Source organism: Klebsiella sp. MBT K-1, assembly GCF_002556465.1.
GTDB lineage: Bacteria > Pseudomonadota > Gammaproteobacteria > Enterobacterales > Enterobacteriaceae > Klebsiella > Klebsiella grimontii.
On the sequence record NZ_PDEL01000003.1, the window covers coordinates 249,297 to 263,997 of the forward strand.

Consider the following 14,701-nt stretch of genomic DNA (forward strand, 5'->3'; position numbering starts at 1 on the left):
AACAGGGGCGAATGTTTCAGGACATCAACGGTAAAAGCTGCTGATAAATCTGGCGGAAAGTTTCCCGACGGGGGGCGTAACGCGCAAAGCGCTCGGCATCCGGAAGATGAGCCTGTTCCAGCGGGAGCTGCGGGAGCAGATCGGAAAACGCGACATTTCGATGCAGCGCCAGCTGCGCCAGCCGCGCCGCGCCAAGCGCCGGTCCGACATCGCCGCCGGTGCGGAAATCAAGCTGCTGGCCGCTAATATCCGCCAGCATTTGCCGCCAGTAGGTGCTGCGCGCGCCGCCGCCAATCAGCGTGACGCTCTCCGGTTTGACGCCGCAGGCGTGAACCACATCCATGCCGTCCGCCAGGGCATAACCGACTCCCTCCAGCACCGCCCGCGCCAGCTCCGCCGGACCGTGTTGATGAGTCAGGCCGAAAAAGACGCCTTTCGCCTGCGGATTGTTGTGCGGCGTGCGTTCACCCGAGAGGTAAGGCAAAAACCAGACCGGATCGGCATCGTCGTTCGCCGCTTCCGCCGCCGCAATCAGCGCCGGAACCGTGCCGAGGCCGGTTAAGGTCGCCGCCCAATCGAGGCAGGAAGCCGCGCTCAGCATGACCGACATCAGATGCCAGCGCCCGGGCAACGCGTGGCAGAAGCTGTGAACGGCGCTTTCCGGTTTGCTAAGAAAGCCGTCGCTGACGGCAAAGTAGACGCCTGAGGTCCCCAGCGACAGCATCGCCTGGCCCGCATCCGCCATACCCACGCCAACCGCTCCCGCCGCGTTGTCGCCGCCGCCGGCCACCACCAATACTTCCGGCATATTCCACGCTTGCGCGACGGCCGGGCGCAGCGAGCCCGTTACTTCGCAGCCTTCGAAAAGCGCGGGCATGTTATCGCGGCTCAACCCACAGGCGGCGAGCATTTCATCGCTCCAGTCGCGGCGCGCCACGTCCATCCACATCGTTCCGGCGGCATCGGACATATCGCTGGCAAATTCGCCAGTCATACGCAAACGTAAATAATCTTTTGGCAGCAGAACCTTATCGACTTGCCTAAAAATCTCGGGCTCGTGACGTTGCACCCACAGCAGCTTCGGCGCGGTAAATCCCGGCATCATCAGATTGCCGGTGATCTGTCGTGAACGGCTGACTTTCTCTTCCAGCAGCGCGCACTCCTCGCCGCAGCGGCCATCATTCCACAAGATCGCCGGGCGCAGGACGCGCTGTTGCTTATCGAGCAGCGTCGCGCCGTGCATCTGACCCGCAATGCCTAACGCTTTAACCGCGCGCAAAGAGTGCTGCGCCCCCAGCGCTTTCATCGCGCCGTCCGTCGCCAGCCACCAGTGCTCAGGGTCTTGTTCAGACCATAAAGGGTGCGGACGCGACACGTTGAGCTTTTCGGTGTGCGAAGCCACGACCTCCCCCTGCTCGTTGAGCAGAATAGCCTTAACGCCCGAGGTGCCCAGATCAATCCCGATATACATACGGCCTCTCCTTACTGACGGGAATAAAGCATCGGTTAAACCCATGCCCGGACCCGCCGGGCATTTTCGCCATCATCAGCGATCAAAGAGGTAGCGGTTAACCACGTTTTCAAGCAGTTCCTGATGGCCGCTCTGGTGCTGCGGCGCCAGGTTATGCTGAGTGGCATACTGGGCGATGTCCGCCAGGTTCATCTGGCCTTTAAGGATCTGCTGACCCAGCTCGCCGTTCCAGCCGGCATAGCGTTTGGCAACGCGTTTATCCAGCTCGCCGCCTTCAATCATACGGGCAGCAACTTTCAGCGCCAGCGCCATGGTGTCCATCGCGCCGATGTGGCCGTAGAACAGGTCGTATTTGTCGGTGCTCTGACGACGCACTTTAGCATCAAAGTTCAGGCCGCCGGTGGTGAAGCCGCCCGCTTTAAGGATTTCGTACATCACCAGCGCGTTCTCTTCAACGCTGTTCGGGAACTGGTCGGTATCCCAGCCCAGCTGCGGGTCGCCGCGGTTAGCGTCAACGGAACCAAACAGGCCGAGGGCGATGGCGGTAGCAATTTCGTGGTGGAACGTGTGGCCAGCCAGCGTCGCATGGTTCGCTTCGATGTTCAGCTTAATCTCTTTTTCCAGGCCGAACTGTTTCAGGAAGCCGTAGACGGTAGACGCGTCGTAATCGTACTGATGCTTGGTGGGCTCCTGCGGTTTCGGTTCAATCAGCAGCGTACCCTGGAAGCCGATTTTATGTTTATGCTCAACGACCAGCTGCATAAAGCGGCCAATCTGCTCGCGTTCCTGACGCAGGTCGGTGTTCAGCAGGGTTTCATAGCCTTCGCGACCGCCCCACAGGACGTAGTTTTCACCGCCCAGTTTGTGGGTCGCATCCATCGCGGTCACCACCTGGGTCGCCGCCCAGCTGAACACTTCCGGATCCGGGTTGGTTGCCGCACCGGCGCCGTAACGCGGGTTCGTAAAGCAATTTGCCGTGCCCCACAGCAGCTTGACGCCGCTTTGCTGCTGTTTTTCCGCCAGCACATCAACCATTTGCGCGAAGTTATTGGCATACTCTTTCAGCGATGCCCCTTCAGGAGAAACGTCAACGTCGTGGAAGCAGTAGTACGGTACGTTCAGTTTGTGGAAAAACTCAAAAGCGACATCGGCTTTACGTTTCGCCATTTCCATTGCTTCACCCGGCTGCTGCCATGGGCGGTTAAAGGAGCCCACGCCGAACATATCGGCACCGTTCCAGCAGAAGGTGTGCCAGTAGCAGGCCGCAAAGCGTAAATGGTCTTCCATCCGTTTGCCCAGCACCAGCTCATCCGGGTTGTAATGACGGAAAGCCAGTGGGTTAGCGGATTTCGGGCCTTCATAACGAACGCGATCGAGCTGATCAAAATAGGTCTGCATAATGAACTCCATATTCAGGGATGCGGCGAGTAATAAGTCATAAGCCAATATAGAATTCTCTTTTTAGTTTCCTCAATTACGTTATTTCACACCGTGATTGAGAGAATCCACAAACGTGCGCCAGGTCGCAAAAATAATACGTCAGCGGCCTCATTCCGCCGCTTCCGCCACGAGAGATCAATGAAATACGGTGAGAACTAATTATTAAAGTACGATCGCGGTCATAAATTAACAAATAAACAAAATTTCATAACGGCAAAATAAGCATAGATAATTGCCAGCGCTCCTTTCCGCGTTAAAAATCTGCTACGTATCAGGCCGTTTATTTTTATCGTTCGTCTTATCCTGCACTTTACAAAAAAGGTGTTATTATTATGAAGATAAAGAACCTTTGCCTAACGCTCTGCGCTTCACTCCTCCTCACCAGCCTGTCGGGCATTGCTAAAGAAGTTAAAATTGGCATGGCGATTGACGACCTGCGTCTGGAACGCTGGCAAAAAGATCGCGATATTTTTGTCAACAAAGCTGAATCATTAGGTGCAAAAGTATTCGTCCAGTCAGCCAATGGCAACGAAGAAACGCAAATGTCGCAAATCGAAAATATGATCAACCGCGGCGTCGACGTTCTGGTGATTATTCCCTATAACGGCCAGGTGCTGAGCAATGTCATAAAAGAGGCCAAACAGGAGGGAATTAAAGTTCTCGCCTACGATCGTCTTATCAATAACGCCGACATTGATTTTTATATTTCATTTAATAATGAAAAAGTGGGTGAAATGCAGGCGCAAAGTCTGGTCGATAAAGTGCCTCAGGGTAACTATTTCTTAATGGGCGGCTCGCCGGTAGACAATAACGCCAAGCTTTTCCGCGCTGGACAAATGAAAGTCCTCAAGCCTTATGTTGATGAAGGGAAAATTAAAATCGTCGGCGATCAGTGGGTCGACGGATGGTTACCGGAAAATGCGTTGAAAATTATGGAAAACGCCCTGACCGCCAACAACAACAAAATTGATGCGGTCGTCGCCTCCAACGACGCCACCGCCGGCGGCGCCATCCAGGCATTAAGCGCCCAGGGACTCGCAGGCAAAGTCGCTATATCAGGACAGGATGCCGACCTCGCCGGCGTGAAGCGCATTATCGCCGGCACCCAAACGATGACCGTCTATAAACCTATCACCACCCTTGCCACCACCGCGGCTGAAATCGCCGTCGAACTGGGCAACGACAGGCAGCCGCAGGCCGACTCCTCGCTTAACAATGGGCTGAAAGACGTCCCGTCACGGCTGCTGACCCCCATTGAGGTCAATAAAGACAATATTGACCAGACGGTGATCAAGGACGGTTTCCACAAAAAAAGCGAGCTGTAATCTCTGACGCCCTCTTCCGGGGGCGTTGCCCCATCCTGCCGGATATCGCTTATGCGGAGCCTCTATGTCCTGGTTACTCGAAATGAAGAACATAACTAAAACCTTCGGTGCGGTGAAGGCGATTGATAATGTCAGTCTGCGGCTTAACGCCGGGGAAGTCGTCTCGCTGTGCGGAGAAAACGGCTCCGGGAAATCGACGCTCATGAAGGTACTGTGCGGAATATATCCGCACGGTAGCTATGAGGGGGAAATTATTTTTTCCGGGGAAACTTTGCAGCCGGGCCATATTCGCGATACCGAGCGCAAAGGTATCGCCATCATTCATCAGGAGCTGGCGCTGGTAAAACATCTGACCGTGCTGGAGAACATTTTTCTCGGCGCGGAGATCTCCCGCCACGGTCTGCTGGATTATGAAACCATGACTTTGCGCTGCGAGAAGCTGCTGGCCCAGGTCAATTTAGCCATATCACCCGACACCCGCGTCGGCGATTTAGGCCTTGGTCAGCAGCAGCTGGTTGAAATAGCAAAAGCGCTGAACAAGCAGGTGCGGTTGTTAATTCTCGACGAACCCACCGCCTCATTAACGGAACAAGAGACGGCAATTCTGCTGAATATTATTCGCGATTTGCAAAATCACGGTATTGCCTGCATTTACATTTCCCACAAGCTCAATGAAGTCAAAGCCATCTCCGATACCATCTGCGTGATCCGCGATGGGCAGCATATCGGCACCCGCAACGCTGACGGCATGAGCGAAGATGACATTATCACCATGATGGTCGGCCGCGAGCTTACCGCCCTCTACCCGAGCGAAGCCCACAGCTGCGGCGATGAAATCCTGCGGGTGGAGAACCTGACGGCCTGGCATCCGGTGAATCGCCACATTAAGCGCGTCAATGACGTCTCCTTCTCGCTGCGGCGCGGCGAAATTCTGGGGATTGCCGGGCTGGTCGGCGCGGGCCGAACCGAAGCGGTGCAGTGTCTGTTCGGCGTCTGGCCGGGCCGCTGGCAGGGAAAAATCTTTATTGATGGTCAACCGGTGACGATTCACACCTGCCAGCAGGCTATCGCCCAGGGCATCGCCATGGTGCCGGAAGACAGAAAGAAAGACGGCATCGTGCCGGTTATGGCGGTGGGTAAAAACATCACCCTCGCCGCGTTAAACCAGTTTACCGGTCCGCTGAGCAGCCTTGACGATGCCGGAGAGCAGCTCTGTATTCAGCAATCCATCCAGCGTTTGAAGATCAAAACCTCGTCGCCGGAGCTGGCGATCGGTCGTCTGAGCGGCGGCAATCAGCAAAAGGCGATCCTCGCCCGCTGCCTGTTGCTGAACCCGCGCATTCTGATACTCGATGAGCCGACTCGCGGCATCGATATCGGCGCCAAGTACGAAATCTACAAGTTGATTAATCAGCTGGTGCAGCAGGGGATCGCCGTCATTGTTATTTCATCCGAGCTGCCCGAAGTGCTTGGCCTAAGCGACCGTGTGTTGGTGATGCATGAGGGCAAACTGAAGGCTAATTTGATCAACCAGGGCCTGACCCAGGAACAGGTAATGGAAGCCGCACTGAGGAGCGAACGCCATGTCGAAGAACACGTCGTCTGAAATGAAACTCACCCCGCCTGCCGCCGGCGCGCTGTCAGGGCTGAAGGGGATGAACCTCCAGGTATTCGTGATGATCGCCGCTATCGTGGCCATTATGCTGTTTTTCACCTGGACCACCGAAGGCGCCTATCTGAGCGCGCGTAATATCTCCAACCTGCTGCGCCAGACCGCTATCACCGGCATTCTCGCGGTCGGCATGGTGTTTGTGATTATTTCCGCCGAAATCGATCTCTCCGTGGGCTCAATGATGGGCCTGCTCGGCGGCGCGGCGGCGATTTTTGACGTCTGGCTCGGTTGGCCGCTACCGCTGACGATTGTGGTTACCCTGGTCCTGGGTCTGCTGCTGGGTGCCTGGAACGGTTGGTGGGTTGCCTATCGTAAGGTCCCCTCGTTTATCGTGACGCTCGCCGGGATGCTGGCATTTCGCGGTATTCTGATAGGCATCACCAACGGCACCACCGTTTCTCCCACCAGTCCGGCGATGTCGCAAATCGGCCAGAGCTATCTGCCTGATGGTATTGGCTTTGGCATCGGCGTGCTGGGTATGGCGGCGTTTATTATCTGGCAGTGGCGCGGCCGTATGCGACGCCAGGCTCTGGGCCTCTCCACGCCCGCCTCCGCCTCAACCGTCGGCCGCCAGACGATCACCGCCGTTATCGTGCTGGGTGCCATCTGGCTGTTAAACGACTATCGCGGCGTCCCGACGCCGGTACTGATTCTCACCGCGCTGCTGCTGGCGGGCATGTTTATGGCCACCCGTACCGCGTTCGGGCGGCGCATCTACGCCATCGGCGGCAATCTGGAGGCCGCGCGTTTATCCGGTATCAGCGTGGAGCGCACCAAGCTGGCGGTGTTCGCCATTAACGGCCTGATGGTGGCGATCGCCGGGTTGATTCTCAGCTCGCGCCTGGGCGCCGGTTCCCCTTCCGCCGGCAACATCGCCGAACTGGACGCCATCGCCGCCTGCGTGATCGGCGGTACCAGCCTGGCCGGCGGCATCGGCAGCGTCGCGGGCGCGGTCATGGGCGCTTTCATCATGTCCGCGCTGGATAACGGCATGAGCATGATGGATGTCGCCACCTTCTGGCAGTACATCGTCAAAGGGGTCATTTTATTGCTCGCGGTGTGGATGGATTCAGCCACTAAACGTCGGAACTGAGGACAGTGAAAAAAAATGCCCGAATTATTTGCGCTACAGCCAAACTTAGGCACAAGTAACTTGAAATAATCCGGGCATTGGCCGGTATTGTATGGCCTGCAAGAGAGACCAGGAACAACACTATGTTTGAAAAGCGTCACCGTATTACGCTGTTATTCAACGCCAACAAGGCCTATGACCGTCAGGTCGTTGAGGGCGTTGGCGAATATCTCCAGGCATCGCAATTGGAATGGGATATCTTCATTGAGGAAGATTTTCGGGCGCGGATTGAAAACATTAAGGAGTGGTTAGGCGACGGCGTCATTGCTGATTATGACGATCCGGAAATAGAAAATCTGCTGATCGACGTCAATGTGCCGATTGTCGGCGTTGGCGGCTCCTTCCACCGGCCGGAATGCTATCCGCCGGTTCACTATATCGCCACCGACAACGCCGCACTGGTCGAGAGCGCCTTTCTGCACCTCAAAGAAAAAGGCATCAACCGCTTCGCCTTTTACGGCCTGCCCGCTTCCAGCTGTAAGGGCTGGGCCGCAGAGCGCGAACACGCGTTTTGCCAGCTGGTCGCCAGAGAGAAATATCGCGGCGTGGTCTATCAGGGTCTCGAGACGGCGCCCGAAAACTGGCAGCATGCGCAAAATCGCCTCGCCGACTGGCTGCAAACCCTGCCGCCGCAAACCGGCATCATCGCCGTTACCGACGCCCGCGCCCGCCACGTATTACAGGCCTGCGAGCGCCTGCATATTCCGGTACCGGAAAAGCTGTGCGTTATTGGCATAGATAACGAAGAGCTTACTCGCTACCTGTCGCGCGTGGCGCTGTCTTCCGTTGCGCAGGGCACACGCCAGATGGGCTATCAGGCGGCAAAGCTGCTGCATCGCCTGCTGGAGAATGAAGAGCTACCGCTTCAGCGCCAGCTTATCCCGCCGATGCGCGTGGTTGAGCGCCGCTCCACCGACTACCGCTCGCTCACCGATCCCTCGGTTATTCAGGCGATGCACTATATTCGTAACCACGCCTGTAAAGGGATTAAGGTAGAGCAGGTGCTGGACGCCGTAGGCATTTCCCGCTCGAATCTGGAAAAGCGCTTCAAAGAAGAAGTGGGCGAGACCATTCATACGGTGATCCACAGCGAAAAACTGGAAAAAGCCCGTAGCCTGCTGGTATCGACCACCCTTTCGATTAACGAAATCTCGCAAATGTGCGGCTATCCCTCGCTGCAGTATTTCTACTCGGTGTTTAAGAAAGAGTACGACGTGACGCCGAAGGAGTACCGCGACCGGCACAGCGAAGTGATGATGTAGCGCGCAAAGAAAAATGCCCGGGCTTACGCGCCGGGCATTAATGATGACATGCAAGAGCAATTACATGTGTGCGGCTATCAACCGCTGGTTATCCTGATACATCGCGAAGAGATAGTTGTTATAGCTTGACCCTTTGGTCGAATAGCCCTTCAGCTTATGAATCATCGTGCTGGCGGTCACTTCCTGATCGGCTTTACGCAGCTGCGCACGCGATTTACGGAACGACGAGTAGGCCGGATGCGTATTCAGATTTCTGACATAGGCCTGAACGGACTCTTCCACCGAATCAAACTGGGAGTAGCCCTTCACCGCGCCGCGGCAGTTTCCACCGCCACACTTCATACCAAACAGATTGTTGTTCACCCGCGCCAGCTTTGACGTTCCCCAGCCGCTTTCCGCCGCTGCCATGGTAGCGACCATGCTATTCGGGATAATGTCGACGCGCTCAAGCAGCGAGTTCCATGGAATATGGCGAGTATTGCCGGACCACTTCACTTTATAGCGAGAGGCGATCTCTTTCAGCCGCGTACGCTCGCTCGGCGACCAGCGCGCATCGTACTGCTTGGAAACAAGCCAGTTACGATCGGCGGTAATCACCTGATTCTGTTTCGTAATATAAGGCATTACCGTCCGGAGAAACGCTTTTTTCCTTGGTGTCCCGGAAGGGTATTTTCGCAAATCAGGAAGTGAACTGCTCTTTACACTATTGCGAGAATACTCTTGTTTACTGCTTACCTTGCTTACTTTAACGGTACTTTTCTTCTTAACGATTGGGGCTTTATGACTCGTTGTTGCTGTGTGTGTTGTTGCCAGCACACTACCTGAAAATATGCAGGTAAGTAACATGAGTATCGCGGCCCCATATCGTCGAATGGGAGTCGATATCATTAGGTCTCCTGGTCGGATGCAATCATTCCAACGCCTTGTTTTTCACAAAAAATCGATAGTTGAATCGCGAATAGTATCAAAAATACCCAGATGACGCACCCACAGAAATAGTCCAATTCCGAAAAGCTGTCATCTGAAATCGGTTTCCGCCTCCTGACAACAGTACAAAAATGCGACTACCCTCTCATTTTTTGCTCATTTTTTGAACGCGATCACTCACCCTTTTCCATCCTCCCTGGAAAAGCGCCGCTGGGATGAGTTCATGGGACTACCGGACGCGCAAACTGAACAAAAAACCGCACACAGGACTCCGGAATGAAACTCGCTGCGCTTGCGTCGCTGCTGGTGCCTGGGATGGCCTTCGCCGCCTGGACTACCGCAGATTTCCCCGCCTTTACCGAAGAAGGCACCGGCAGATTTATCAGTCAAAACGAGGTAGCAAAGGGTACGCGCCCTCTGCGGATTACGTTTGACCAACAGTGCTGGCAGCCTGCCGGCGCGATCAAGCTCAACCAGATGCTCTCTATGGCGCCTTGCCGCGATCCGGCGCCGCAGTGGCGCGTCTTCCGCGATGGCCGCTATACCCTGGAAGTCGATACCCGTTCAGGTACGCCAACCCTGATGGTCTCTCTGGAAGAGAAACAGACCTCCACCGCCGCCGCACCGCAGATCAAGCAGTGCCCGAAATGGGATGGCAAGCCGCTCACCATTGACGTCAGCAAATCCTTTGCCGAAGGCAGTCAAGTTCGCGACTTCTACAGCGGCAATATCGCGACCGTCAGCGGCGGTAAAATTACCCTCCAGCCGGCGTTTAATAGCAATGGTCTGCTGCTGCTTGAACGCGCGGATACGGAAGCCGCCGCGCCGTTCAACTGGCATAACGCCACCGTCTATTTCGTCCTGACCGATCGCTTTGTCAACGGCAACCCGGCCAACGACAATAGCTATGGTCGCCATAAAGACGGCATGCAGGAAATTGGCACCTTCCACGGCGGCGATCTCCAGGGCCTGACCAGCAAACTGGATTACCTCCAGCAGCTCGGCGTTAACGCGCTATGGATCAGTTCGCCGCTGGAACAAATCCACGGCTGGGTCGGCGGCGGTACGAAAGGCGATTTCCCGCATTACGCCTATCACGGCTATTACATCCAGGACTGGACGAAGCTGGATGCCAATATGGGGACGGAAGACGATCTGCGCCGCCTCGTCGATGAGGCCCACAAGCGTGGGATCCGCATTCTGTTCGACGTGGTGATGAACCACACCGGCTACGCGACCCTGGCCGATATGCAGGAGTTTCAGTTTGGCTCGCTGTACATCCAGGGGGATGAACTGAAAAAGACCCTCGGAGAGCGCTGGACAGACTGGAAGCCCCGCGCGGGACAAAGCTGGCACAGCTTTAACGATTACATCAACTTTAGCGATAAAGCCGGATGGGAGAAATGGTGGGGTAAAAAATGGATCCGCACCGATATCGGCGACTACGACAACCCCGGCTTTGACGACCTGACCATGTCGCTGGCCTTCCTGCCGGATCTGAAAACCGAATCCACGGAGCCATCGGGCCTGCCGAACTTCTATCGCCATAAGCCGGATACCGCGGCCAAAGCGATCCCAGGCTACACGCCGCGCGATTATCTGACCCACTGGCTGAGCCAATGGGTACGCGACTACGGCATCGACGGCTTCCGCGTCGATACCGCCAAGCACGTCGAGCAGGCGGCCTGGCTGCAGTTAAAAACTCAGGCCACCGAAGCGCTGGCGGAATGGAAGAAAGCGAACCCGGACAAAGCGCTGGATAACGCGCCGTTCTGGATGACCGGCGAAGCCTGGGGCCACGGCGTGATGCAGAGCGACTACTATCGCCACGGCTTTGACGCCATGCTGAACTTTGATTATCAGGATCAGGCGGCAAAAGCGACAAGCTGCCTGGCGAATATCGACCTGACCTGGCAACATATGGCGGATAAGCTTCATGATTTCAACGTGTTAAGCTATCTCTCCTCGCATGATACCAGCCTGTTCCGCGAAGGCGGCAGCACGGCGGCGGAACTGCTGCTGCTCGCGCCCGGCGCAGTGCAGATCTTCTACGGCGATGAATCCTCACGGCCGTTCGGCCCGACAGGTTCCGATCCGCTTCAGGGTACGCGTTCAGATATGAACTGGCAGGACGTCAGCGGCAAAGCCGCGCGCAGCGTGACCCACTGGGAGAAATTGGGCCAGTTCCGCGCCCGTCACCCGGCGATTGGTATGGGTAAACAAACCACGCTATCGATGGCGAAAGGCTACGGCTTTATTCGCGAGAACGGCGATGACAAAGTGATGGTGGTATGGGCAGGTCAGCAGTAGCTTTCTGACCCACGGCTCCCCTGGCGTCCGGGGAGCCTTTTCAGGATAAACATCCAAAAATGTTTTCTCTCACAGAATAAAAACAAAATATCTTCCTGATACCTCGATTTGCACCCTGTCTGCGCTGGCGTTATGGTTACCCACTTTCCTGGAATACCGACAGACTAATCGCGATGACATTTTCACTTTTTGGCGACAAATTTACCCGTCATTCGGGCATCACCCGCTTGATGGAAGACCTCAATGACGGCCTGCGTACGCCGGGCGCCATCATGCTGGGCGGCGGCAATCCCGCGCAGATTCCGGAAATGAATGATTACTTCCATAGCCTGCTGGCCGACATGCTGAACAGCGGCAAAGCCCTTGATGCGCTTTGTAATTATGACGGTCCGCAGGGTAAAAGCGAGCTGCTGACCCTGCTGGCACAAATGCTGCGCGACGAACTGGGATGGGAGATCGAACCACAGAATATTGCACTGACAAATGGCAGCCAGAGCGCGTTTTTCTACTTGTTTAACCTCTTCGCAGGCCGTCGTGCGGATGGAACCACCCGTAAAGTGCTGTTTCCGTTGACGCCTGAGTACATTGGCTACGCCGATTCCGGCCTCGAAGAAGATCTGTTTGTCGCCACTCGCCCGAACATTGAACTGCTGCCGGAGGGCCAGTTTAAATACCACGTGGATTTCGAACATTTGCAGGTCACGGACGAGACGGGAATGATCTGCGTTTCCCGCCCCACCAACCCAACCGGTAACGTGATCACCGACGATGAGCTGATCAAGCTGGATGCGCTGGCCAACCAGCACGGCATCCCGTTGGTGATTGATAACGCCTACGGCGTTCCGTTCCCGGGGATTATTTTCAGCGACGCCAGGCCGCTGTGGAATCCGAATATCGTGCTGTGCATGAGCCTCTCCAAGCTGGGCCTGCCGGGCAGCCGCTGCGGGATTATCATCGCTAACGAAAAAATCATCACCGCCATCAGCAATATGAACGGCATTATCAGTCTCGCCCCCGGTGGAATGGGGCCGGCCATGATGTGCGAGATGATTAAGCGCAACGATCTTCTGCGCCTGTCAGAAACGGTGATAAAGCCGTTCTATTATCAGCGCGTGCAGGAGACTATCGCCATTATTCGCCGCTATTTGCCGGAAGATCGCTGCCTGATTCATAAGCCGGAAGGGGCGATTTTCCTCTGGCTGTGGTTTAAGGATCTGCCGATTTCTACCGAGCTGCTGTACCAGCGCCTGAAAAAGCGCGGCGTTCTGATGGTGCCGGGCGACTACTTCTTCCCGGGCCTGGATAAGCCATGGCCACACACGCATCAATGCATGCGCATGAACTACGTGCCGGACCCGGAGAAAATTGAAGCGGGCGTGAGGATTCTCGCCGAAGAAGTTGAACGCGCCTGGCGTGAACAGGACCCGTCATAGGCCCGAATAAGCCAGATCTATTCCCGGCTCGCACTGCGTTTAGCCGGGCTACACGTCCCGTAGCCCGAACACGCGCGCCAGCGCCGCCTCCGGGAAACACGCTACATCGCCAGCGCCATCCGCTGGCGACGTTCAGCGGCTATTCTTTCCAGCTCCATCGGCTCCATGCAGCGCAGCGCCTGGGTCGGGCACGCCGCCACGCAGGCCGGGCCTTCGTCGCGATGGCTGCATAAATCGCACTTCAGCGCCTGTACGCCCTCCTCCACCCGCATCACGGTCATCGCGCCATAGGGGCACGCTACCATACAGCTTTTGCATCCGATGCAGCGGCGTTGATCTACGCGCCAGACCGAATTTTCTCGGCGGATTGCGCCCTCGGGGCAGACGTTGGCGCAGGGCGCATCTTCGCACTGGCGGCACAGCGTCGCCGTCGAGAGTTCATCATTTTTCACCACGCGGATCCGCGGCGCAAAGCGCGCGGCGGAGACGCCAGAACAGTCCTGGTCCTGCTGATGGGAAACCACGCAGGCGACTTCACAGGTACGGCAGCCGATGCACTTTTCCGCATCCGCGAGAATAAACCGATTCATCCTTGCTCCATTGGGGATAAAAACGCAGAGTGCCAGAAAAAACCGCTTCCGCGCCTTGATCCTGAATGGAGTCAGCGGCGTTTTCTCTCAGATGTCCGGGATTATCTGGTCATTTGCCTTAACCTTCCCGCACGGAAAAGCCCAGTTCGCGAGAAATCGCCTCTGCCGTATCGCGCAGCGGCTTGAGTAAATTTTTCTCTCCCACCTGCTTGAGGCGCGATGTTGATAGGGAGATAGAAATGGCATAAGGCACGCGCCCATGAATGTCGAAAACGGGGACAGCCAGGCACGACACGCCCAGCTCGTTCTCTTCCCTGTCCATCGCCATATTTCGCTCGCGGATCTGCGCCAGTTCATCATGCATCGCAGGCAAGCCGGTAATGGTATTGCGGGTCAGCGGCTGAATAATCTCCTGGTGTGAATTCCAGTAGCTCTCAACGTAGTCAGGATGGCCAAACGCCATATAAATCTTGCCCATTGCCGAGCAGTACAGCGGCATGTGCTGGCCAATATAGGCGCGCGTACGCAGCATACCGGTGGTCGGCTCCAGCTTATAAATCAGGATCGCGTGGTCATCTTCACGGCTGGAGAAGTTCACCGTCTCGCCGGTGGCCAGGTTAAGCGCCTCAAGATGCGGCGCCGCGACGTGGATAATATTCAGCGACGACAACGCCTTTTGGCCAACGGCGATAAATTTTGTCGTCAGACGATAGCTCCCCGCCGCCGGGGCAGGCGTCACGTACCCGCAGGACTGCAGCCCCTGTAATAAGCGATGAACGGTACTTTTGTTCAGTCCCGCCAGTTCCGACAGATGCGCCAGTGGACAGCCATTTGGATAATTACTCAGGATCTCAATTAGCATCAACCCACGAAAAAGGCTCTGACTTCCGGCAGGCCTCTCTTTATCTTGCGTGTTCTCGCTCTCTTTTGTGCCCATCGCTTCCGCTCCCATTTTTGTCGCGTTCAGATGGTAGCGCAAAGTGTGTTTCAGTTCACGATCTGAACCGAAAAAACACAACTTTATGATTTTTATGATTTTTAAAAATAACGCTGCCCGTTGATCTGACAAAAATTGATCGCTATATTTGAAATCAGATTTCGCATAGTGAAATTTAGAGATAAAAAAGCGATCAACTCTG

11 protein-coding genes are annotated in these 14,701 nt (G+C 55.9%); 6 read left to right on the forward strand and 5 right to left on the reverse strand.

Annotation, left to right across the window (positions count from 1 at the left end):
• Nucleotides 1-16 precede the first annotated feature (16 nt).
• On the reverse strand, nt 17-1,471 hold the full coding sequence (gene xylB, locus CMQ96_RS05810; protein ID WP_082237895.1) for a xylulokinase: 1,455 nt from the start codon (nt 1,469-1,471) through the stop codon (nt 17-19).
• Between the two features lie 75 nt (nt 1,472-1,546).
• Nucleotides 1,547-2,869: a xylose isomerase gene (xylA, locus tag CMQ96_RS05815; protein ID WP_004137805.1), complete on the reverse strand. Its 1,323-nt coding sequence runs from the start codon at nt 2,867-2,869 to the stop codon at nt 1,547-1,549.
• 374 nt (nt 2,870-3,243) lie between these two features.
• Between xylA and xylF the strand changes: the two genes are divergently transcribed.
• The 4 genes from xylF to xylR all read left to right on the forward strand — a co-directional run bounded on the left by xylF (nt 3,244) and on the right by xylR (nt 8,302).
• Nucleotides 3,244-4,236 carry a D-xylose ABC transporter substrate-binding protein gene (xylF, locus tag CMQ96_RS05820; protein ID WP_098066217.1) on the forward strand — a complete coding sequence of 331 codons (993 nt, stop codon included), beginning with the start codon at nt 3,244-3,246 and terminating at the stop codon, nt 4,234-4,236.
• A gap of 64 nt (nt 4,237-4,300) precedes the next feature.
• Nucleotides 4,301-5,842 (forward strand): xylose ABC transporter ATP-binding protein, encoded by a 1,542-nt coding sequence (locus CMQ96_RS05825; protein WP_049086993.1) that lies wholly within the window; start codon nt 4,301-4,303, stop codon nt 5,840-5,842.
• A complete protein-coding gene (gene xylH, locus CMQ96_RS05830) occupies nt 5,820-7,001 on the forward strand; it encodes a xylose ABC transporter permease XylH (protein ID WP_004137802.1) in 1,182 nt (393 codons plus the stop codon). The genes CMQ96_RS05825 and xylH overlap by 23 nt, the downstream gene beginning before the upstream one ends.
• 122 nt (nt 7,002-7,123) lie before the next feature.
• Nucleotides 7,124-8,302 carry a D-xylose utilization transcriptional activator XylR gene (gene xylR, locus CMQ96_RS05835; RefSeq protein WP_004126484.1) on the forward strand — a complete coding sequence of 393 codons (1,179 nt, stop codon included), beginning with the start codon at nt 7,124-7,126 and terminating at the stop codon, nt 8,300-8,302.
• Between the two features lie 60 nt (nt 8,303-8,362).
• On the opposite strand, the gene CMQ96_RS05840 is transcribed toward xylR, so the two are convergent.
• The gene (locus CMQ96_RS05840) at nt 8,363-9,190 is read right to left on the reverse strand and encodes a protein bax (RefSeq protein WP_071530269.1); all 828 of its coding nucleotides are present in this window, start codon (nt 9,188-9,190) and stop codon (nt 8,363-8,365) included.
• 315 nt (nt 9,191-9,505) lie between these two features.
• Between CMQ96_RS05840 and CMQ96_RS05850 the strand changes: the two genes are divergently transcribed.
• Both CMQ96_RS05850 and avtA read left to right on the forward strand, forming a co-directional pair.
• Nucleotides 9,506-11,539: an alpha-amylase gene (locus tag CMQ96_RS05850; protein WP_098066220.1), complete on the forward strand. Its 2,034-nt coding sequence runs from the start codon at nt 9,506-9,508 to the stop codon at nt 11,537-11,539.
• 173 nt (nt 11,540-11,712) lie between these two features.
• Nucleotides 11,713-12,972: a valine--pyruvate transaminase gene (avtA, locus tag CMQ96_RS05855; RefSeq protein WP_004137799.1), complete on the forward strand. Its 1,260-nt coding sequence runs from the start codon at nt 11,713-11,715 to the stop codon at nt 12,970-12,972.
• Between the two features lie 101 nt (nt 12,973-13,073).
• Here the strand turns inward: avtA and CMQ96_RS05860 are convergent, their stop codons facing one another.
• Nucleotides 13,074-13,562: a 4Fe-4S binding protein gene (locus tag CMQ96_RS05860; protein WP_024359746.1), complete on the reverse strand. Its 489-nt coding sequence runs from the start codon at nt 13,560-13,562 to the stop codon at nt 13,074-13,076.
• 118 nt (nt 13,563-13,680) lie between these two features.
• Nucleotides 13,681-14,514 (reverse strand): IclR family transcriptional regulator YiaJ, encoded by an 834-nt coding sequence (yiaJ, locus tag CMQ96_RS05865; protein ID WP_128804969.1) that lies wholly within the window; start codon nt 14,512-14,514, stop codon nt 13,681-13,683.
• Nucleotides 14,515-14,701 lie beyond the last annotated feature (187 nt).